Raw genomic sequence first — 22,969 nt, forward strand, 5'->3', positions numbered from 1 at the left:
CCGTTAAAAGCTGCCTTTAAGGGCAAACTGAAGGATGCGCGGATCGTGCGCATCTACCGGATGCAGGAAGGAGTTGCCCACAAGACATCCGGACCCTCCTGCGGAATAGATCTCCGCCTGGGAGCCGTAGCAGTTGATGACGTTGTTGCCGATGTTGCCGGGATTCGCAGGATCGGTAATGCGGAACTGGGTATGGTTGAAGACATTGAAAGCCTCAGCGCGAAACTCGATATCGAGCCGCTCCGAGAATGGTTTGAAGTGCTTGAACAACGCCATGTTGAAATTGATCCGCGAGGGATTGTTCAGGTAATTGCGGCCGGAATTGCCGAAGGTGAGTCCGCGCGGCGCTGAGAACCCCCCTGGATTCAGAAGCAGAGGGCCAACGTTGTTTACGCCCTGCGCGACGAACGGCTTGCCCACGCGCGCTTTGCCGCTGACGTCCGCATAAGACCCGATTCCCAATCCATCAGCCACTCCGGCATTGTCTGCCGTGCCTGTGCCGTTGGATCCGCCTCCGTTGATAACGCTGAAGGGAGTTCCGGTTGCATAGGTTGTGATGCCGCTGAGCTGCCACTTGTCGAGCAGCGTCTTCCAGATGGGAGCAATGTTCCAGGGCGTTTTTTCAGTTGGAGCAGGAGCGGGAGCGGAATCATTGTCCGCATCGCTGCCGCTTCCCACCAGATGAACAAAACCATCCAGCAGCCGCATGATCGGGAGATCGTAAATATAGTTGACGTTCAGCAGATGTCTTTGATCAAAGTCCGAACTTGCATGATTGGAGTGGATGTCGAGAGAGTTAGCGAAATTGGCTGAGGCCCGGTCGGAGGAATCATCGAGCGAATGGCTGTAGGTATAGGCTACGCCAATGGTCAGGGGACCAGTCGTCTGGCGGAGCGTAGCCTGAAGCGCGTTGTATTCGGAATCAGCGACGTTCTCTACAGAAATAATGTTGCTCATGCCGAGATAGGGCCGCGTGATGTCGGCGCTTACTCCAAGTTTTGTCGGCGTGCTGCCGCTACGGAGTTGTCTGACAAAGCCTGGATTACCAGTACAGGCAATAAAGATATTGATGTAGCCAGGATCGCCGGGACCAATACCAGGCGAGCTTGGTATCGTAATTCCTGAACCAGGTGTTCCACTGTTCAAGCCGGCCACGGAAAAATAGTTGAAAGTCGCTCCGCTTCGGCAAACGTCAGCAGTAATAGGCTGGCCTTTCCCGAAAGGATTGAGATCATTGCTGAGCGGCTGCAGCTGGTTGAGATCGCGCACCGCGGTAAGGTGCGTCCCCTTGGTGCCTACGTAAGTGATCTGGCCGACCATTCCTCTGCGTAATTCGTGCTGCACTCCAAAACTCCATTGCTGGACGTAGGAATAAATCGCCTTTTGCGGAATGGAGGTAACGTTTAACGGGAAGGTGGCGCCCCCCGCTGGAATACTGGCGCTGCCGCACTGTGTCGTGCCGTCCTGGCAGGAAAGCCCGATCAGGTTGTACGCGCTAAAGGCCGGAGGATTATTAGAATCGCCATGAAGGTTGGACTGTGTCTCGCTTAATACCAGAGGCGCGCTGCCAATGAGAGAACCGACATTCGCTTCATATCCGGTGCCATGCTCCCAGAAGAGCCCATACCCGGCGCGGATCGCGGTCTTGCCATTGCCCCATGGGTCCCATACGATGCCCACACGCGGTGAAGGATGAAAGAGGCTGTTGGACATGCAGGAATTGGAAACTCCATTCGCGCCGCATTGCACCAGGCCATTAGTGATGATAGAATCTAGAGAGCTGACACTATACGGCCCTGTCCGGCTCAATGGAACCGGGGCGCCCGTATTCTTGTTGACCAGATAGCCCTGGTTTGGGTCTACGAAAATAGATGCTCCAACAGAGGTGTCAAATGCTTCGGGACGCCAGTTGTAGGCCGTATTTTTTGCGTTGTACCATGCACCGAAAAAACTCCCCCGGAGTCCAAGATTCACCGTGAGCCTGGGGAGAGCGCGCCAGTCGTCTTGAAGATAGAGATCAACCGTCTTGTAGCGGGTGTAATACTTCGCCTGGCCGCTGTCCTGCGTATAGCTCTTGATTGCACCCTGCACGACGCCTGTGCCTGTTACATCCTGACTGTTCTCGAAGCCGGAACCGGCAAGAAAATCAGCAAATGCGTTGCCCGTGGTATAGATGGATTGCTGATTGCTGAAGGTCAGCAGGCCTTGCAGATCGCCGGAATTTGCGCCGGTAACACCGCTTAATTCATTCTGCTGTATGTACGATCCCCAGAAGCCCCACTGCAAATTGTGCTTTCCTACAATTTTGCTGGCATCATCACGGATAGTGAAGGTCGGATTGGCCTGATTCCACGGAGCATATCCGGTGTCAGCGGCAAAGCCGTGGCCTCCATAGGCGCCGTTGTTTCCTTGAAAAATGAGCCCAGGCAGTTTATTGCCGAATCCATTGTTGAAGATATAGCCCATGGGGCACTCGACGAGCGACGATGGGACATCATTTCCGTTGGGAGTAAATTGCGAGCATAACTTCGCATTGGGAACAGCGGACCCGCCCGCCAAAGAGGGATTGTCCAGAATCTGAGACCTGCTCAGCGACGCTACTCCAGGACCCGGCTGAGGAGTCAGGGTGATGTGTTCCACTTCATAGCTCGCGGAAATCAGGTTGTTGAAGTTATGCGGCAATGTCTGCGCCAGAATGACCGCCATGTTCAGGCCGGGCCCGTTGAGCTGGTTCTGGACTGTTGGGAAACTGTTATGAACAACGCCCCACAACGGTACCAGCGTCACGGTGTCCCATGCATCGTGCACATAGCGAAATGAGAGGCGGGTGTAATCGGTTATGTTGTGGTCGATGCGGAACAACTCCTCGCGCCAATGGGTCGGCGGTGAAATAGCAGTCACATAGCAATGCGGCAGTGGCGAGGGATTGGTGGAGTTGCAGCCGCTGGATGCGTTGGGCTCCGGGAGAAGGCCCGAATTGAGGATCGCGGCGCTGGTGTAATCCACCGGAGCATGGCGGCCCGGATAGAGTTGCGATGTCTGCGGGCAGTCAGGATATTTGGATGTATCCAACGGTGCGTCGCCGCTGGGCTGAAGCGTTGGGCACACATCGGAGAAGTCTCCCGAGCGCTCTGCCATGGTCGGCACAGCCTGGTTGTAGTCAACAGGCGTCTTTTCGCGGCGAACTTCTTCTGAGAAAAAGAAGAAGGTCTTCTTTTTCGCCGGATTGTAGAGATGAGGAATGTAAAACGGACCGCCAATCGTCCCGCCAAAATCGAGACGGCGGTAAAGAGGTGTCCGGTATGTGCGCTTGCCTTCGTATCCCTGAGGAATCGGATTCGGCGGATCGAAGAAATTTCGCGCATTGAACATTTCATTGCGCAGAAAACCATAAGCACTGCCGTGAAACTTGTCCGTGCCCGATTTCGTGGTCACCAGCACACTTCCCGATGCGCTTTTGCCATACAGGGCGCTGTAGTCCGCGGTGAGAACCTTCATGTCCTGAATTGCATCAATGCTGGGATAAACAATGAGAGGCAAGCCCTGTCCGCGGCTGCTATTGATGCTCGTGTTGAGAACATCGCTGCCATCCACCTCGAATGTGTTGTATTCCACGCGACCGCCGTTGACACTGAACTTCGCGCTTCCGGCCACACCCACCTTGGCCTCATCCTGTCCGGTCTGGTTGCTCACGCCGGGCGCCATGGTAATCAGTTGCGAGAAGTTGCGGCCATTCAGCCCGTAGCCCGTGACCTCCTGACTGCCCAGCGTTGTGTCAATCGACGCGGAATTTGTTTCCACTCTGGTGATTCCTGCTTCTGCAACCTGCACTTCCTCCTTTACAACGCTTACGGAAATCTGAGCATTAAAGACAACCGCTTGTCCTGGCGACAAGGTCAAAATATCGCTTGACCTCCGACTGAATCCCTCCGCCTCCACAATGATTTGATAGCGTCCGGGCAGCAGTCCCGGAACGTGATATTCGCCTGCGCTGTCTGTTTTCTCCTCGCGCTTTACCAGCGTGTCCTGATTAATGACCTGAACAGTGGCTCCGGGAATAACGCCTCCGTCCGGATCGGTGACATGGCCGGAGAAGCTCCCGGTGCCACGCTGACCCACAAGAGGCGGAACATGAACCATGACAATAAGAACCGCTGTGAACAGAAGCCGCGAAAACAACCGACGCATTTTCAGAACTACTCCTTCCCTTGTTCCGCTTCGCCTGGCTCTTTATTGAGGCAGGTAATAGCGGAAGGAGGTAAACCACATGTTGTCGATAGCTTTTGGAGAATTGGGCAGTCCTGCCACAGGATTGCCAATTCCCTGCCATGTGTGGCGGACGGCATAGGAATACTGAATGCCCTGCTGCAAAGTGCCTCGCGCTCCTTTGTAGAAGCGGAACCAGTAGCCTAGAGTTCCTTCCTGAATATTGCGGGTATCTGCGTTGCAGTTGGACGCGCTGCCGGGAACGTTGCCTCCACCATTAGGCGATGACACAGGCAGCACCTCCACGTAGCATCCGGAGACAATATTGGTAGGAGCGCCGTAACCGGTCAGGATCGGTTGACCGAAGGTTGGGCCTGGGGTAGTGATCGTATAACCCGTGTCATAGTAGGCGCGCTTGGCGTACTCCCCGCCGTAATAACCATAAAGATCAAGCCGCGGATTAGGATGCCACTCTATAGAACCCAGGGCAGACCCGCCTGCCAGAAGCTCCAGAGAGCCATCGGGATGTGCGGTTGCATCTGGCAACAGGGCGCTGCTGTATCTGCCAAGGCCGTTTCCTATGAGTCCATGCGCACCGATGACGAGGCTTTTATCCAGGAGCCATATGCGCCCATTCGCGCCTACTCCTCCGCCTTCAGTCTTTGAGTTATATGCTCCGAGCGCCGAAGGCGATGGGTTTGAAGGAGCACCGGTCGGAGTAGGCCCGTTCGGATAGACACGGTTGCGGAAGAAACGCCCTATGCCGAAGGCTTCGAAATGGCCCCAGTTATTTTCGTAGGCCATTTTGGCAACCAGGTCAGGAGCATAGTTATAGCTGTAGTTAGCTGTTGGGTTATACAGGCCGCCCGCATTACCGGCCTGCTGGTAGAGAATGGTAGGCAGATTGTGTCCACCAATATTAAGCGTCTGTGCCGCTTCGACCGCTCCGCCGACCCAGAATTTATTTCCGATTTCCTTTACAACACGAAATCCGTACTGCCGCTCCCACGTAAATCCAACATTGTATTGAGAATCAATTGTCAGTGGAATGGCTTCGGAAAGGTTCGCAAGCCCGTGAGTGTACTCTGTGGCGAGTGACCACATCTGGCCGCCAGTCAGCGTCCATCCGCTGTCGAGGGCAGCTTGTGCCCAGGCCTGTCGCTGGCGCAGAGTATAGCTGTTGCTTTGATTGTCATTTGAGGTAGTTCCTGCAGAAAGGAAGTCGGCTTCCCAGTAGCCGCGCAGGACCGCTGACGGCAGCTTGCCCTCAGCCAGCAATGAAATGCGCGACTGACGCCCAGTGGCATTGAATTCAGATGCGAGTCCAGCCGACTGGCCAGTAAAAGGAATACCGGAAAACTGCGTATTAATGTCTCCGCCGGTAGCGCGCTGCCGATTAACTGTCTCAGCTGCAAGGAAACCACCGGGCTTGAGGTCCACGCCCTTGAAACGGATCGCTTCCGGATTCGAGAGCTTCCTGGTCTCTTGCTGTGTCGTCTGTACTTGAGAAGAAAGTGTGTCTGAAGTAGACTTCAAGGTCGCAACTTCGTTCTGCAGAGTCGTAACTGAAGACCCGTTCACTCCGATGTTCTGCTGCGTGGCTTCAAGCTTCTGCCTTGCGTCAGCAGCATCAGCCTGTGCAGCAGTGGCATTCTTCTGTGCCTGCTCCAGCTCGGCATCGCGCGCCGTTATACGCTGCTGCAGAGAATCAAACTTCCGCTGCAGATCGTCGTATTTCTGGTTTAGTTCGTCAAGCTTCTGGAACTTGTCATTCAACTGTTCCAGGAGAATTCGCTCTTGCGTCTTCGGACTCGCCTTGCTGGTCTTTGCCCTTGCTGCCGGCTGACTTGCGCTGGTCTGCGCCGGCGAACTGACGCATGTAGCCAGAGTGATGCCAGCCAGTATCGCTTTCAGAGTGTGCATCGGTTCTCCTTGAATTCCTTCTCTAACTGCGGGAAATACGTTCCTTGTTCCTGTCCACTGCACCAGTGCTCGAAGTATAGGCATGAGTTCCGGACCGCATATCGCCTGCTGGCTGCTCAGGTCGCATAACGGAACTGCTGGCCGGCTGGGCCGAAATGTTATAGCTGACAGCTTTGTTGGGATCTGCCACAGAAGCCGCCGTAATCTGCACTTGAACTGCGCCGGTCCCGCCAGGCGCTGTATAGGTAGTCGCTACGCCGCTTGCTGTTGTCGTTGGATTGAAGGAACCGCAATCGGATAACTGGCAGGTTACTTTCCAGATCACACCTGAGTTTGTCGGATCATTGTTCACAACCGCTGTGAGCTGTGTGCTTGATCCCAGCACTACTGTCGATGGCGGAAGAGGCTCGAAGGCAATGGATATGGATTGGGGATCTACAATCAGAGTCGTCGTGGACAAATGGCTGTGATCGGTGGTCGCCGTAGCATAAAGAGTAATCGTGCCTGATTTCGGAGGAGCTGCAGGCGCGGTGAAGAGAGTAACGTATCCTGAGGGATTGGTAACGTAGCCGGGAATCGGACCACTCATCGTATGCACCGGAATAAATGTCCCGCACGATTGGTCCTGTGTCTGTCCCGGAGGTAGAGGCGTACCGGGTGGCGGCGCGCTTCCACAATAAACGCTCCAATCTGCGCCCAGGTTCTCAGGATCGTTCGTCAAGGTCACATCCATATAGGCGCTCTCACCCGCCGTGAGAACTTTGCGTGTTGTCTGCGGAGCTCCGTTTGCATCGGTAAATGCGATCGGACCGACCTGCAGCCTGGAGGGAGAGGCGTCAGATCCGCAACCAGAAGCAGCAACCAGGCCAGCCAGCAAAAAAGCGAGCATCGTTAAGCTTATGGAGTTGGACTTATGTGAAATAGCAGTCTTTCTGGACATGAAAGTGCGAACCATTTTTGTCTTTCCTTGAGAAGCCTGATGTGCAGACAAAGAACCGCTCATGGCTCCGCTCCCAGCTTTTTGTTTTTGAGCCCCAGAGCGATGGGAGTCATGACTGGAGTTGCAGCTCCCACGTATTCGGTGATGGTGTTATCCGCGAGCAGTACCCAGACATTGCCGGATCCGTCTACAGCAACGCGTAACGGACCGGCAGCGAGAGTTTGTGACACTAAATAGCCATGACTACTCAGTGAGGACAAAGCTGAAGGAATGATAGGAAGCACACTGGGCGGTATGAGCGCAGATCCGTTTGCACCACCCTGGCTGGCAACCCATCCTGTGGCTGAACCGTCAAGCGCAATGCCTCTTGCGTTGGCCAAGGAGGTCAGGCCGGGAAAACAAACATTACCGAAGTCCAGAGTAGATCCACTTCCACCGTAAGGCGGCACTCTGCAAGCGTTGAATGAAGAAAGAACGGCCCAGATGTAACCTGAGTTATCAGCGGCAAGCCCGGGGAATATTGTTGTGTTAGAGCCGTTCCCCTCATTCACAATCAATTGCCCGCCGGGATTGGTTAATTCAGCAAAATTTGCATTGGCAGTGCCACTACTGGTGTTCTGGTCTCCCAACCAAACATTGTTGGAACTATCAATGCCAACAGCAGAAATGGCTGTGACACTGTTATTTACAAAGCCATTCTTTGGGGAGATGGCGACTCCAAGATTGGATATCTCATTCACTCCATCGCCATTCGCAATCCAGAGATTGCTCTGCGCGTCGAAGGCCATGTCGCTGCCGCTACCAGCTATTCCAGTGAAGGGGCTTCCGGGAGCAGGAGTACCGAAACTCGTCAGCTCCGTCAGTTTGCTGTCGCCGGAAATCCATATGTTGCCGGATGCATCGATGGCAATTGGACCGCCGCCTGCAGCGAATCCGGTAGAGGGCGAGATCGCCGCGCCCACGGCATTCCACTCGATCACGCTGCTGTTTGCTGTATCCGTAATCCAGAGACTTCCAGATGCATCGATCGCAAACGAGCCTACCGTGCTCGTGGAAGAGAGCCCTCCTCCGCCGGTGTAGTTCAGCGAGATGGACCAGTCATTCGGTTGAGTAGTCAGAATGGGTTGGAAAGGAGAACTGGATGTTGCCAGGCTCAAAAGGACTGGGGCACTGTTTAGGGAGAAATCCAAACTATAGCCATAGTTCCCGCCTTCGACTGGATGCTGCGCAATGTTATAAACCGCCTGCAATGTATCGGACGGAGCAATGGAGCTGGGGTAAAGCACGTGATTTGACAGCACGTCCGTATCGAAAAACAAGGTGCTGCACGCACTTCCATCGCCTTCTGTCCCGCCCGCCGTCGCCGTGCAGGCACTGAGCATGTCCGCCAGGGTATTTATCTCCACGTAGGGCACAGACGCATTTCCTGCTGGAGTCATGAATCTCGCCTGACCCGTTGTGATATCCACTAAATTGTTGACGGCGGCAAACGCATTGACCAGGCCAGCAGCATTGCTGCTGCTCGTCCCGAGATAGAGATAGCTGAGGTTGCCATTGAGCGCGTCATTTGCTGCGAACGGAGCAGTCGCGAATGCCGACGCAACTGTCGTGACCTCATTCACCACGAACGGAGAGCCAAGATTGCTGCAGTTCCCAAGCGCGGTCATCAAGGTAAGATTTGGGTTTGCCGCGTTTGTGCCAACCTTGCCACCTGTAGCTACCAAGTACATCTGGCTGGAGGACGACGGGCACGCATATCCGGCAGGCAAGGTAAAGTTGCCGTTGCCGTCGCTGGTGGCTGAGGCAACTTGCGCAGAAGCGGACGCATATCCGCTGCTTCCAGCCGCATACAGAACAACGGAAGCCCCTGCGACTGGCTGCGACCCCGCTTTCACGACTCCGCTTAACGCCGGCCCGCTTGCGCTGGTGCTGATGACGGTCGAGCCGGAGACCGTTTTCGTTGAGTCTGCATGCGCCGACGCCATGATGGTGACATTGCCGGATGAAGGCAGCTGCGATGGAGCAGTGTAAGGAATCGGCGACCCATTGGGCCACGCGGAAACGCTTGTAGCCGTCACCGCTGGAACAGCTGGAACATACGGTGTAGTTGCAGTGGCAGGAATTTCCGGTTGCGCGGGCTTAATCGTGAAGAAACCGCATCCGCTCGGGCAGACCTGCCAATCAATACCCGCATTGCTTGCATCGTTTGCGACAGCTGCTATCAGGTTTACTGTAGTGTCCGTCTGCACCTGCGCCGGAAGCGAAGGTATGAAACTGACTGACAGGGTTGTATTCGAATTGATCGCAATAGAATTTGAAGTAATGCTCACATCCGGATCTGCAGTCGAAGTTGCCGTGATCGTCACCGAGGTCCCCATCGATGTCACGGGCGGCGCCGTATAGATTGCTGTTGCTCCGCTCGCCGTCTGCACGGGCCCGATCCAGCCGCAGCCTCCTGGGACAGTGTTTCCGCATTGCATAGACCAGGTGACTCCGCCCGGGGAAACATCATTCGCAACGGTGGCACTGACCTGCGCTTGTGTCGCCGCTACCATGCTGTCCGGCGGCTGCTGTGAGAATGAAACGGATGGCGATTGGGCAATGATTGTAGTGACGGCGACCGCGGGATTCGACCCGGACGCGGGCGAGGAAGCTGTAATCGTCACAATGCTTCCTGACGGAACCGCAGACGGCGCTGTATAGATGATCTGTCCTCCACTCGCTGTATGCGCTGGGGATAGATTGAAGCTGCCGCATGCGCCCGAACTGCCGCAATTTGCTGTCCAGTCCACTCCAAGGTTAGCCGTATCCGAGCTGACATTTGCCGCAAGCGTTGCTTGAGTTCCTGGCATCAGCGTTGGTGGAGGAGCACTGGACATGGTCACAGAAACCGGAGTGACCGACACCACTTTCGCAGTGGCCGTGGCTTTCGCAGATGGATTTGCAGTCGATGCCGCTGTGACCGTGACATTTCCGCCCGAAGGAATTGATGGCGGCGCCGAGTACGTTGCGGCAACGCCGCTCGCGGTATGAGCGGTGATTCCTCCGCAGTTCGAAGCGCCACAACTTAGCGACCAATCCACTCCGGCAGCTGAAGAGTCATTGGAAACTATGCCTACAAGATGAGCTGTATGAGCGGCGCCTACTGTCTGGACGTATATGGTTGCCGGCAGAACGCTCGTGGTTATGTTGGGTGGTGGAGTTGGTGTCGTTATAGTGAGCGTAGCGCTCGCTGACTTCGTGGTGTCCGTCAACGAAGTAGCAGTGATGTTTACGGTTCCGCCAGCGGGCACTGCCGATGGAGCGGTATAAGTTGATGAAGGTGACGTGCTCGGATTAAATGATCCGCACGCACTCGACCCGCATGTGGCTGTCCAGATTACTCCTGCATCCAAAGGATCGTTCGTGACCTGAGCAGTCAGTGGCAAAGCTGTGTTGACATTCAAGGAGCTGGGAACTGTGGTTGCAAATAAAACTGCGATCGGAGCAGGAATGATCGTCAGGCTCATGTTGCTGCTTTGCGAGGGATTGCTAGTCGCCATTGCCGTAATGGTGATGGAGTTGTTGATCGGCACCACGGAGGGCGCAGTGTAGACAGTAGTCCCGCCATCCGCCGTATGTGCCGGCGTCAACGTTCCACACGCGCCTTTACTCGTGCTGCCCGTGACCGGATTGCCACTACACAACACGGTCCAATCGACGCCAGCATTTATCCTGTCGCCGGACGGCATCATGCTGAGCTTCAGTGCGGAACCCACTGCAAGCACGCTGACCTTTGCGTTTGAACCGACAACAGATATAGGGCCTGCCGTTGCATGAGAGCCGGAACCACTCCCGCAACCGATCACTCCCAGAAAAAGCGCGCACAGAAAGCCGGCAATTACCGGCAAAGCAGGTTCCTGTATGAATCCAGGCGTCAATCTTTGAACAAGCGTGGTTAACATGGCTCGGCGATTTCTATCTCTTCTCATTCAGAACAGCGTCTTTGTGTGGCTTGCCGTATACCTCATGAGCGGCAGCATTGAGACGGTCCAGCGTCCCCGACAACTTGGCAAATATCTCTTCGGCGCTGTATTGAGAAGGAGAGTTGGTCGCTGTAAGCTCTTTCGAAAGTTCGAGGTTGCGAACCGCCGCATCCGCAAGCGAGAGATCGCCTCGCTCGGAGTTATCCGCGCCCGGCACAGGAGTTACTCCTGCTGCCTTCAACAGCTCGCGCTCCCGTTGCAGCGCAGCCTCCAGACGTTGTTGATGGCTATAGAGCAGCTCTGCCAGCGTTGCTGATGCGATGAGGGACATCCGTTCCGGAGAAACAAAGCGAGCCTTTAAGTCATCAATGGCCTTGCTTTCCTGACTGATCTTCAGTGCTTCATTGAATATGTCTCCGGCCTGCGTACTGATGTCCGCGACACTGCGTCCTTGCGCCACCAGATATGTTTCCAAAGGGGACGGAGTATCCGGCAGCGTGGCGGCCTTGATGCTGACCGACGCGTTGCCTGAGGCAGGATTTTCCCTCAAGTCCGTCACGCTTTGGATAGAAACCTTCAACCGCGGCACAATCATCAACTGGGTGATCAACTCTCGTTTGCGTTTGTCCGTCTCGACGAGCCCTTCTACTTCAACTTCCTGCGGAGAACGGTGAATCTCAATCTGTTCGTCCGTGTCTGCATGAAGCTGATTCAGAATCAGCCTTGCGGCGAGTTCAGTTTCATCAAGCTGCTCACTGCTTGACATCGGTGGAAGATGCAATTGCGGGAGATCACGCGACTGGGTTGTCGCCACACCATTCGCTAAGCCTCCGATGGGTTCGAAAACATTTGCATCCACCGCGCTCCAGGGCAATACCTTAAAATCGAGTTCTGCAATCTCGATCATTTGGTGATTTCGGAAGCCAACGGTTCGTTCGACTGGATGAAAATCCGAGTCGCGCACCGTAAGCGACGCTTCTGCTACTGTGCTGTCTGCCACGGTGGTCGTGAGGGTAAGCAAATGATCGCCGGTGCGAGTAACACGGTCTGCCTGCACGCGTTGTCGCCCGCGCCATGCTCCATAAGCGGAAGCAGAAATGGGCCGATCCCAATCCACTCCTGCCTGGTTCAACTCTGTTCTGAGTTTTTCTGTAGCGGTGGACAGGGCTACATGCCTGAGCTTGCGCTTCCCTTCCACATCCCAGTAAATAGAGCGATCGAAAGTCTGACCCGGGGCAGTGATGCGGACCGTTTGATGTGCAATACCGGGCTGGACCGCATCATCTCCCGATGCTTCTCCTTTCTCCGCACGCGCAAGGAGCGTATTTACACTCACCTCTGGCGCGTGCTGACGCCTCCAGTACAGGAGAGCGGGAATTGCTGCGACCACGGCAAGCATGGCTGCCAGTGCTGCGCGAGATAGCAACGGCAATCGTGGCAGTGTCCGGATCTGTGAGCTGCGCTGCTCCTGCTGTGTCGCGGTCAAGGCATGAAGATCCAGCCACGCAACAAAAGCAGCGCGCGGCTCTTCCGGGAGCCATGGATTCTCTTCGCGGATGACCTCACGGTAGAGTTGCAATGCGCGTTGCGCGCGCGGGCCCAGGAGATGTTCCTGGCGAAGACGGCAAGGCTGACATTTCTTCAGATGACGCTGTGTCGCCCACCTCTCGGCAAGAGAGAGGTCACCGCAAAAAAGATTCGCCATTTCCTCATCAGAAAGATGACGGCTCGAGTCCGGAATAAAAAGCCGCAAAAGCTTTTCAACCACCACGTTACTCACCACCTTGCTATCCACAGATTGCCGCCAGACGCACCGCCACTTGTTTCACGATGAAAGCCGCTCGCTGTTCACTGATTCCGAAGGCAAGGCCGATGTCCTTATAACGGAAACCCTGTGCGCGCATCTGGAAGCATTGCCGATGCAGCGGTTTCAGATTGGACAGCGCGATTTTCATCCGTCTGGATTGTTCTTTCTTCGAATAAATCTCTTCGGGACTCAAGCCGGAACCGGCGCGGTTTTCAATCGCAAAAGCAACGCTCTCATCCGAGAAAACGGGCTCCCGTTGCTTTTTCAGCGTGTCCACTGCAAAGTTATGGGCAACCCTTACGATCCATCCCTGCACATTCCCGATCATGGTTCCCTTGAGCAGTTCCGCAGTCAGTCGCATGAACGTCTCCTGGATCACTTCATCTGCAGAATCCTGTCCCAGATTCATGCTGCGCATATATCTGAAGAGCCGGGGACGATACTCGTCATAAAGCGCGAGGATTCTTTCCTGCAAATTGCCGCCCAATTTTTTTTCGTCCTGCGCTGCATCATCGCCCAATGACAGATCAAAAGCCTCATCAGCTGAATTCAGTTCCATAGCAGGTTTTGAACCAGGCACAGCCCTGTGACACGTGCTCATCCGTCCAACTCCTCTTCTGCTTGCGGGGCGCACTTTAGGCGGGAACGATTCCTGGACACGAGCGGCCAAGACGAAGTCTTGTATTGCGCGCACATCGAGTATGGTGCCAGTGTTCACGTTCATTCTCCTGCCGTGCCGTTGAGTTTCCGCATTTTGTTATGGGCGCGCTCCCAGTTGACCGTGCTGAAGCGCGATAGAGGTAGGCGTAACTACAGGGGCAGCGAGTCCGACAAACTCCACCAGCACGTTGCCAGGCTGCGGGCTTCCATTCGTGTCTGCATTCAGAACCCACAGGTTGCCGGAACTGTCGATAGCTGCATTTTGTGGATAGTACGAAATACCGAGAGGAATATTGGGATCTTGGGTGATAGTAGGAAGCTCGCTATCACTGGTTCCGGTGTAACCATTCGCCGGCGAACTCAGCGAGACTGCATTGCCGCTAACTGTAAACTCATCGACTGCAGCGCCAGGCGGGTAGCCTAACCCATCACTCACCGCAAAGAAATGCCCTTGCCCGTCAAGCAATAATTGCGCGCCACAGCCTCTGCTTGTCGAGATCGGATAGTTGCCTGCGGCGCCCCCAGCATTAAACACATCAAGGGTTTGACCTCCGGAATCTCCGCAGACATATACGTTTCCTGAACCATCTGCTGCGAGTGTCAAAGGAGTGAATGACGCGCCTGAAGGAAACAGATTTGAGGCGATGCTCCCGTCAGATGTGTTGATCTGATATAAGGTGGGGACTAGAAAATCTGCGCCCCATAACCCCCCATTTGCGTCGAAGGCAAGATAAGCTAGTGAGTCGTACGTGGAGGTATTCGTAGAGCTTTGCCCGTTACTAGATAAAATTTTTGTCCCGTCGTTTTGTAATGCATATATTCCGCCAAGGTTTCCAAACCACGCATTTCCATTGCCGTCGATTGCTGCACTAAAAACTGAATTCCCTAATGCTTGAGGAGGAAGCACGACTGAGAGATTGGGAGTTGTACTTACTTTCAGGATGTTTCCACTGGCGGATCCGTCTCCCAGCCACAGATTCCCTGTTTGGTCGAAGGCGCCTACAGTCAACGCCAACAATGCGTTCGGTTCCGGAACGAAGCCGCCAAAGGTTACAACCGGAGGATTATCCGAACTTAATGTGGTTGCTGGCGTGAGGGGAGCTCCCAGGTTGTTAAACCCGGCCAGTAAAGAATTAATCGCACCGCCCACTGCTGGAGAAAAGGGAGTGTTTTCGCCGTAAGCAGTAACCCAGATATTTCCATTGGCATCGATCGCCAAAGAAGTATTGATAATGGGCCCTACACCTGTATAGGTGTTCCCTCCCACTTGAACCGTAGCTGATGTTCCTGGCGCAATCCCCAATCCCGCTCCGGTAAAGGTCAACGTGAGCGTCCAGTCATTTGGCGCATCAATAAGCAGCGGCTGGAACGGTCCACTGGAAGACGCAAGGTCGAAGAGCGCCGGCACATTAGCTCCTGGATTTTGCGCGATATCCAGGATGGCCTGCAAAGTATTGTCGGGAGCCGTACCTGATGCGGGCGTTGCATTCCCGAAGAGACCCGAGCAGCCCGTGCTGCTGGCGCCATTCGAATCCACGCACGCATTCAGGATTCCCGCCAACGTATTAATGCGTGCCTGCGGCACGGTGCTGCTGTTGAGATAAGGGACAGGATTACTGGCGTAAGCCGGCGTGATGCTGAGTGAGTTTCCGGTAGTTACGTCCACCAGATTGTTGACTGTGCCGAAGGCATTGCTCATCCCTTGATAGTTCCCTGAGGAAGAGCTGACGTTCGGCGCAGTAGTCATGAACTGGGCCAGCGCATAACTCGACGCGACCGTGGTCACCTCATTGACGATGATCCCCTTGGTCACGATGTTGCTGGTCGAAGTCAGCTGACTGCATGGCCCAAGCGCTGTCATTAAGTCCAAAGCAGAATTCGGTCCGGCGCCCGTATCGCCCCCTGTCACAACCAGGTATATGAGGTCGCCCGGAGAAGGCGGGCAATTGTAAGTGCTCATGGAAAATGCGCCATTGCTGTCTGTAGTTACAGGCGAACCCAGCGTGGTCGCATTCGTGCTATAGCCGGAAAGTCCTGCCGCGTACAACTGCACCGTGGAGTTCTTGACCGGTTTCGTTCCACTAAGGACTGTGCCGTTGAATGGCGTACCCGGAGTGCTCGGAGGCAGCACAGTATATGTAGCTGACGCTACCTGGCTGCTTTCACCTGAATCAATGGCAATGGCACTGATGGCTGTAGTACCTTGCGTCGACAGCGTGATTGGAGCGGTGTACTGCGTTGATGTTGCATCAGGAATGCTTCCATCGCTCGTGTAGTAAATGGCTGCATTCTGGTCAGCGTCTGCAATGGTCACTTGCTGCCCTGCGGAAATCGTCCCTGCAGCAGGATTGAACGTCGGCGCAGGCACAGCCACGACCGCGGAAATCGTATAGGCCACGACAGTGATAGGACTGACGCTTCCATTCACCACCGCAATAGCGCTGATCGTCTCTGTCTTGGAAACCGTAATCGGGCCTGCGTACGGAATCGAAGAGGATGATGGCGCGCTGCTGTTGATCGCGTAATAGATCGCGGCATTCGGGGTTGCATCGCTGATCGTCACCATCTGCGCCGATGCATAATTCCCGGTAGCAAGCGAGAAGACAGGCGCGGCTACAGGTTGGTTAATGGTGTAAGCTGCGCTGGCCACTCCGCTGGTGGAATAGCCTGATGCCGCTGCGATGGCATTGATGGTCTGGCTGCTGGAGACTGCGACCGGGCCGGTGTACAGTGCTGACGCTGCAGTCGGCACGCTGCCATCCACGGTGTAATAGATATTTGCCCCTGTGGTCGCATCAGAAAGAGTGACCTGTTGAGGAGATGTATAGCTGCCTCCGGCAGGAGAGAACGTAGGCGTCGCTGCGGCGCTCAGCGTAATCGTGTACGCTGCGGAAGCGACAGTGCTTGGATTCTTACCCGGTGCGACAGCAATCGCCTGAAGAAATTCCGTCTGAAAAACCGTAGTCGGCTGGGAGCATTTCGGCGATGAAGTTGTCGGCGTCGTTCCATCCGTAGTGCAGTAAAACACTGCGCCGCTGGTCTGGTCTGAGATAGTGACCGCCTTTGGTGCGCTGTAAGCTCCTCCACCCGGACTGAAAGTAGGAGTTGCGGTTACATTTGACGACGGATTAAACGAACCGCCACCGCATCCCGCTATTCCCAATGCAGACAGCAGAGCAACGGCCATAACTTTCGGCCTAACCCTATTCAACATACGCAGAACGGCCTCCACAGGCACGGCATTCTTCCACGACTCAAAAAACATATGAACTAATATGCGGAGAAGTAAGGAAAGTTCACCCTCGTCAACAGTGACTGTTGAACCCAGCAGTTCTCAACGGCCTTCCACAAATTTTTCTTGTTTCTGTTGGAGGCGGATTTATCCCCAAGGCAAAAAGACATCACTGCGGATGTCAAAAAAAACGCGTGCGCGTCACAGTTTGTATTGAAAGCGGCTTCATTGTGGCATATCGGAGCTGCACCATTGCGTTAAAAACATATAAATTGACGGCTTGTTACATTTATCGGCAAAACTCCGCGTCTCGTCACAGATCGTTTCTCTTGAATCTAAATAACAAAATGTTTGCAGAGCGCCAGACGCAATAGAGTTCAGCTTGACGTTGCTGACATCCGATTCGATCTTCTTCTACGCCAGTCGTTCACGTTTTCTTCCAGAAGGATTCACCGAAACTTAAATCAAATTGCATTGAGTGAGCAGGCTGCTAACAGTCATTCCTGGCAGGTAGAAACAATGCGGCGAGCATAATCTAGTGCAGAGTGTGCTCATCGCAAGAGACTTCTACTTCCGGCATCCAGTGAGAGCAGTTACGAACTAGGTTGCACGGCGCTGCCCGGAGCAGCAGCAGGAATCATGTAAGGCAACGTCGTTCTGAGCGAAGCAAAGAATTTCAGCGATTCTCGTCTGCGGACACATTGCTAAAATTCCCCCTCTCCCTACGCACCGCTCAGAATTCTCAGTTCGATGGGTGCATTACAGCAGTCCTGCTGCTCCTAAAAATATCCCGTGACATACTTTCCGCCGACTGCCACGAACAAAGGTTCACCAGTGCGGCCAAAACGAAGAGAGGCGATATCGATGAGAAATCAAGTGTGCAAACTTCTTGCGATGGCCATGCTGGCTACAGGCATTTCTGTATCTGCTGGCGCGCAGACCATCAAAACAGTTATTAATTTTCCGATTGCGACGCAGGGGTTAGCGGCCAATCCGGTAACGAACAAAATCTACGTTGTTTCTCCGGGGCTATTTGGAGCTACGAACGACAATCTCGCGGTAATCGATGGGAATCAGGACGTATTGCTCCAGAATGTCGCTGTTCCTTCGGGAGCATCGTTCGCCACAGTTGACTATCTCACAAATCGCATCTACGTTGCCGGATGCAATTACAACGAGGATCCGATTTCCTGCACTGTTACTGCGATCAACGGCAAGACAAACACAGTGATCACCACAATCCCTGTTACCACAACATCCGGTTTCGGCCTCACTGGAATCGTTGCAAATCCACTCAATGGACTCGTCTACGTAGCAAATGGAAGTGATAACGTCATCAACATCATCGATGGATGTAAAAACAAGCTCGTCGGAACAATTAGCCTGAATGGTAATTCTCCTGCGGCCATCGCCTTGAATCCAATTCAGGACCGGCTTTACGTCCCCTTCGGAACCAATCTGACTGGCATCGTAGACGCCGGCAAAAAGAAGCTCCTGACCACAACTACCTTCGGTAGCTTAACAATAGGGGCAGCAGTGAATCTTGCAACGGGCCGTGTCTTTGTCACAGACGATGAGTTGACGTCCACATCTGCGACTGGCGTACTGGACAAGAACGGTAAAGTGCTGTCCAGTATTACTGTGGATGACGCTCCTTTAGGCGTGGATGTAGATCCACTAACAAACCTGGCATTTGTGGCAAGCACGGCGCTCGACAGTGTCACCGTGATTGATGGCTCTACGAATACCGTGAAGTCCATTGTCACTGGTACTCCAGCCGATTATGTCGCTGTAAACCCAGTTACTCAGAAGGTGTATATCTCTGGCCGGAATGGTGTGACAGTCCTGACAGAGAAGTAATCACTCATACTAGAAATGGACATTGCAATTCGCGAAAGGGCCGGCAAGAAGTTTCGTTGCGGGCTCTTTTGCGTTTTTAGCTTAAGTAAAGTATTTAAACCTCTTCTCAGCAACTTCGACTCATCACTGAGAGAATGCCAAACTTAAACCCATCATTCCTGTCTTTGCCCAAAATAATGCACGATGAGTCCATACTGATTCAATCAGTCAGCCCCAATAATAGACGCAACAGTAGTTAAGGTTCGGTACATGCATTGGCATCATTTGAGGAAGCATGGCTGCGACTGAGATTTGCTTTAGAAACAAGTCAATGCTTCAATAAAAGGTTGCGTAGACTCCTAGCCATTTTGTTGCTGGCATTTGCGTGCTTGCCCTTTGCGTCAACGCTCTTTGCGATGATTGCAGAAAACACGAACGCGCCCATGTGCTGCCGCAGTGATGGCAAGCATCACTGCATGATGACGATGGTTGAGCGTAACCAGCAGGAGAGTCGTAATACCCACATCCATGCTCCGGCAGAAAAATGCCCATACTGGCCAGGGACAGTCGCAGTTGTTCACGATATCTCCTGTTTCCCTCCCGTAGCTCAGGCTATCTTTGCCTCGTTGGTTGCTCATCCAGCGAACAATGCACAAGTTGAGTCCAAACTTCGCATCTCCGAGAATCGTTCTCGCCAGAAGCGCGGCCCACCTGCCTCATCTTTCTCTCTGGCTTAGTTTCAAAAACGGATCGCTCGTCCCAGTTGCATAACCTTATCTCTTAGGCATGAGTGGGCTCTCTGTTCTTTGAATGCTAAGGTGACTCCCACGAGTAGCAACCGATCTATTTAGGGATCTGGTGTTACGGATCGGCAAAACCTTTTCAGCCAACAACAAAGGGCTTTGATCTTGCAGGCGAAAGTGTATTCAAGGGAGAGAAGACAACACGGCCAAGTCAGCGCACTGTTTCTGGTCCTGAGTCTCCTCCTTCCTTTTGCGCAACTGGCATTTGGCTCATCGCAAAATGCTGAAAGCCTGTTGCCTGCCTGCTGTCGCGTTCATGGAAAACACAAGTGCGCGCTGAGTTCATTACGCGATTCTGAAGGAAACATATCTGCGAAATTCTCTTCGCCTCAGCTCGCTCAGATCGGCGAGAAATGCCCGTGTCTACCGGCATTATCGTCTTCATCGCACAGCCAGCCGTTCTGGAATCGCGCTCCGGCAGGCAACAGTTTTCCAATAGATGAAGACTGGGACTCGATCAGCTGGATCAAAGGCGTCCGATTCTCTCTTCCGGAACGCTCCAACCAAAAACGAGGCCCGCCCAGCTCCAGTATTTCCGCCTGAGCCAACGCACTCTGGCCCGCAGCCTTACGGCTGCCGAAATACTTGGAGACCAAAGATGTTTCGATTTGTACGATGCATTTCTCTGATCATCGCGATATTGCTTTTTAGTGTACCGATAGCCATTCTTGCCCAGGAGTCTCTTACCAACGCTTCCGTCACAGGAAGACTATTTGATCCAAGCGGCGCAGTAGTTCCAAATGCAACTGTAACCGCATTACAAGTTGCTACCAACCAGGCCCATACCGCGAAAACGGATAATCAGGGCCGTTTTCGCTTCTCCTACCTGCCGGCAGGACAATACCGCATCAGTGCCGGGGCCAGCGGTTTTGCAGAAGCAGTTCAGGTAGTAGTGCTCACAGTAAGCGCTGCGTTTGATGTGACGCTCAAATTTTCTCTTTTTCAAGCTGCCACAAGCGTTCAAGTGACAGCGCAACCGCCGGTGATTGAAACAGAGCGCAGCCAGATTGGAGAAACAGTCAACCAATCCGAAATCGCACATCTTCCGTTTGAGGGGCGCAATTATCTTGACCTCGCATTGTTACTGCCAGGCGTATCGCCAACAAATACGGCCAGCACGCAAACGCTGGCAGAGACGTCGGAAGTGGCAGGTCAAGGTTATTCGGTAAATTCCCAGCGAAATTTCTCGAATGGCTTCATCGTAGACGGCCTCTCTGCAAACGATGACGCCGCAGGCGTAGCCGGCAATGTCTTCGGGATGGATGTCGTCAGCGAATTTCAGGTTGTGACTTCGGGTGGTCAGGCCGAATTCGGACGCGCTCTTGGCGGATACTTCAACATCATTACAAAGAGCGGGACCAATGAATTGCACGGCGCGGCTTACGGCTTTCTGCGCAACCAACGACTGAATGCAGACAATGCACTCTCTGGAACGAAGCTGCCTTTGACGCAGGGACTGTACGGCGCAAGCCTTGGTGGACCGATTCGCAAAGATCGTACTTTTCTGTTTGGCAATTTTGAAGAAGGCAAGTTGAATACAAATGGTGTCATCACGGTCACACCAACGAATGCAGCGACGATCAACGCCCATCTGATTGCAGTTGGATACAGCGTTCCGCTGCTGCCTGTGGGGACAGCGGCAACGAGCTTGTACCCGACTACGCTGCATACAGATACGCTCTTTTTGCGCGGCGACCATCGCTTCAGCCGGAACGATCAGTTCAACATGCGGTACAGCCTCTACAAACTCAGCAGCACGAATGCCCGCGGCACAGGCGGCTTGAACGAAATAAGTAATGGAACGTCGGTATACGACACGAACCATACCGTAGCCGCCAGCAATATTTTGACTCTGTCCCCACGCACCTTCAATGAGACACGTGCTCAGTTCAGTTATGACGACCTGACCGCTCCACCTAACGATCAGACTGGCCCCGCAGTGACAATTTCCGGTGTAGCCGTCTTTGGCCGCTCAGTATCGTCCCCGACTGCCCGGTTGAACTATCTTGGGGAGGCCGTCGACAACCTTCTGCTGGAAAGAGGCGCACATACCTTCAAGACCGGAATTGATTTTCTTTATAACGACGACACGATTGCATATCCGCAGTCCCTGCGCGGCTCTTATAGTTTTTCCTCTCTGGCAAGCTTCCTGGCTGGCACATATAACAACCAGGGCTACACGCAGAACTTCGGCACTCCCACAATTCAGCAGAACAATCCTAATCTGGGTTTCTATGCTCAGGATGACTGGAAGATCAGCCCGTCATTTACTGTGAATGCCGGCGTCAGATATGACCTGGAGTGGCTGAAAACAATCAATACAGATAAGAGCAATGTTTCTCCGCGCATTGGTTTCGCATGGTCGCCATACGCTAACGGAAGAACCGTGGTGCGCGGCAGCTATGGCCTCTTTTATGACCGCATACCGCTGAGGCCGCTAGCGAACGCGCTCCTTTCGGCAAACAATACGATTGATCCGGCGCAGGCGCGCTTCTTCAGCTATTCTTTTTCGCCCACAGATGCAGGCGCTCCGGTTTTCCCCTCTGTAGCGGCAGCTCCGCCCGCTGTTGCGAAGCTTAACTACTCGACAATGAACAAGGATATTCAAAATCCTTATTCACAGCAGGCGAGTCTTGAAGTGGAGCAGCAGATATCGCCCACAAGTACGCTGGGTATCAGCTATCAGCATGTGCGTGGACTGCATCTCATCAGTTCCATCAACACCAACATCAACCTAGATGGAACGCGCTCTGACCCGACACGCGGGAATATCAAGCCGTATAGCTCAGTCTTCGACTCTTACTACGACGGTCTTGCCGTTTCCTACTTGCAAAGACCTGTCTCCTGGGGATCAGTGCGGCTCTCCTATACATGGTCGAAGGGGATCGATAATGTCGGCGAGTTCTTCTTCAGTTCGCCAATCAACAATTTCAATTTCGCAATGGACCGTAACCGTTCCGATGATGACCAGCGCCATCGCGTTGTGTTCGATGCGACAGTGAATTCGCCGATGTCGCCGGCGCATGGTTTTGTGCAACGCCTGACGCATGACTGGAGGCTCGGAGGCATCCTGCAGTATTACTCAAAACTCCCCTTCAATATCACAACCGGAGGCAATACGAAGCAGGCAACAACCCAGCGGCCATGTGCCGCAGGTTTCAGTTTGACTGCAAATGGGGGATTGAATCCTTGCACGGAAGCCTTGCCCGGCGCGGTGATTGGACGAAATGCCGGGACCGGCTTTGACCTCTTCAACCTGAATGCACGATTGAGCCGTACGTTTGCTCTTACTGAGCGGGTAAAGCTCGAGGGTGTCGCTGAGGCCTTCAATTCCCTCAATCACCGTAATGACATGATTCCGAATGCCACGTGGGGAACCGGGGCGTATCCAACGACTCCTAATACGACATTTGGCCAGGCCACTGCTGTTGGAGACCCGCGTAATGTGCAACTCGCTATACGGGTGAGTTTCTAGCTGCCAAATCGAAGGGCAAGAGCATCTGCCCTCCGATCCTCTCAAGCTGATGTGGCACGCGCAGCGACGATCCTTGAAAGCGTGCAGAGAGCAGGAAAAACGCGGCAGGATATTTCCTG

At 53.9% G+C, this 22,969-nt stretch carries 10 protein-coding genes; 2 read left to right on the forward strand and 8 right to left on the reverse strand.

The features are described from left to right. Positions 1 to 3: 3 nt before the first annotated feature. The 7 genes from AC5S16_RS06750 to AC5S16_RS06780 all read right to left on the reverse strand — a co-directional run bounded on the left by AC5S16_RS06750 (position 4) and on the right by AC5S16_RS06780 (position 16,688). Positions 4 to 4,188, reverse strand: a complete 4,185-nt coding sequence (locus AC5S16_RS06750; protein WP_493929275.1) for a TonB-dependent receptor — start codon at positions 4,186 to 4,188, stop codon at positions 4 to 6. Positions 4,189 to 4,230: 42 nt separating this feature from the next. Next, complete coding sequence (locus AC5S16_RS06755; protein ID WP_493929276.1) at positions 4,231 to 6,129, reverse strand: hypothetical protein; 1,899 nt, start codon at positions 6,127 to 6,129, stop codon at positions 4,231 to 4,233. A 22-nt stretch (positions 6,130 to 6,151) separates the two neighbouring features. Further along, a complete protein-coding gene (locus AC5S16_RS06760) occupies positions 6,152 to 7,018 on the reverse strand; it encodes a hypothetical protein (protein ID WP_493929277.1) in 867 nt (288 codons plus the stop codon). 110 nt (positions 7,019 to 7,128) lie between these two features. Next, entirely contained in the window at positions 7,129 to 11,013 is a 3,885-nt protein-coding gene (locus AC5S16_RS06765) for a beta strand repeat-containing protein (protein WP_493929278.1), read from the reverse strand. Positions 11,014 to 11,026: 13 nt separating this feature from the next. Next, a complete protein-coding gene (locus tag AC5S16_RS06770) occupies positions 11,027 to 12,739 on the reverse strand; it encodes a hypothetical protein (RefSeq protein WP_493929279.1) in 1,713 nt (570 codons plus the stop codon). 82 nt (positions 12,740 to 12,821) lie between these two features. Then, positions 12,822 to 13,442: an RNA polymerase sigma factor gene (locus tag AC5S16_RS06775; RefSeq protein WP_493929280.1), complete on the reverse strand. Its 621-nt coding sequence runs from the start codon at positions 13,440 to 13,442 to the stop codon at positions 12,822 to 12,824. A gap of 156 nt (positions 13,443 to 13,598) precedes the next feature. Beyond that, positions 13,599 to 16,688 carry a chitobiase/beta-hexosaminidase C-terminal domain-containing protein gene (locus AC5S16_RS06780; RefSeq protein WP_493929281.1) on the reverse strand — a complete coding sequence of 1,030 codons (3,090 nt, stop codon included), beginning with the start codon at positions 16,686 to 16,688 and terminating at the stop codon, positions 13,599 to 13,601. A 921-nt stretch (positions 16,689 to 17,609) separates the two neighbouring features. On the opposite strand from AC5S16_RS06780, the gene AC5S16_RS06785 reads away from it, so the two are divergent. Next, entirely contained in the window at positions 17,610 to 18,593 is a 984-nt protein-coding gene (locus tag AC5S16_RS06785) for a YncE family protein (RefSeq protein WP_493929282.1), read from the forward strand. A gap of 380 nt (positions 18,594 to 18,973) precedes the next feature. Here the strand turns inward: AC5S16_RS06785 and AC5S16_RS06790 are convergent, their stop codons facing one another. Next, entirely contained in the window at positions 18,974 to 19,096 is a 123-nt protein-coding gene (locus tag AC5S16_RS06790) for a hypothetical protein (protein WP_493929283.1), read from the reverse strand. Between the two features lie 877 nt (positions 19,097 to 19,973). On the opposite strand from AC5S16_RS06790, the gene AC5S16_RS06795 reads away from it, so the two are divergent. Then, a complete protein-coding gene (locus AC5S16_RS06795; protein ID WP_493929284.1) occupies positions 19,974 to 22,850 on the forward strand; it encodes a TonB-dependent receptor in 2,877 nt (958 codons plus the stop codon). Positions 22,851 to 22,969 lie beyond the last annotated feature (119 nt).

This window comes from Acidobacterium sp. FHG110202_01, assembly GCF_059115305.1.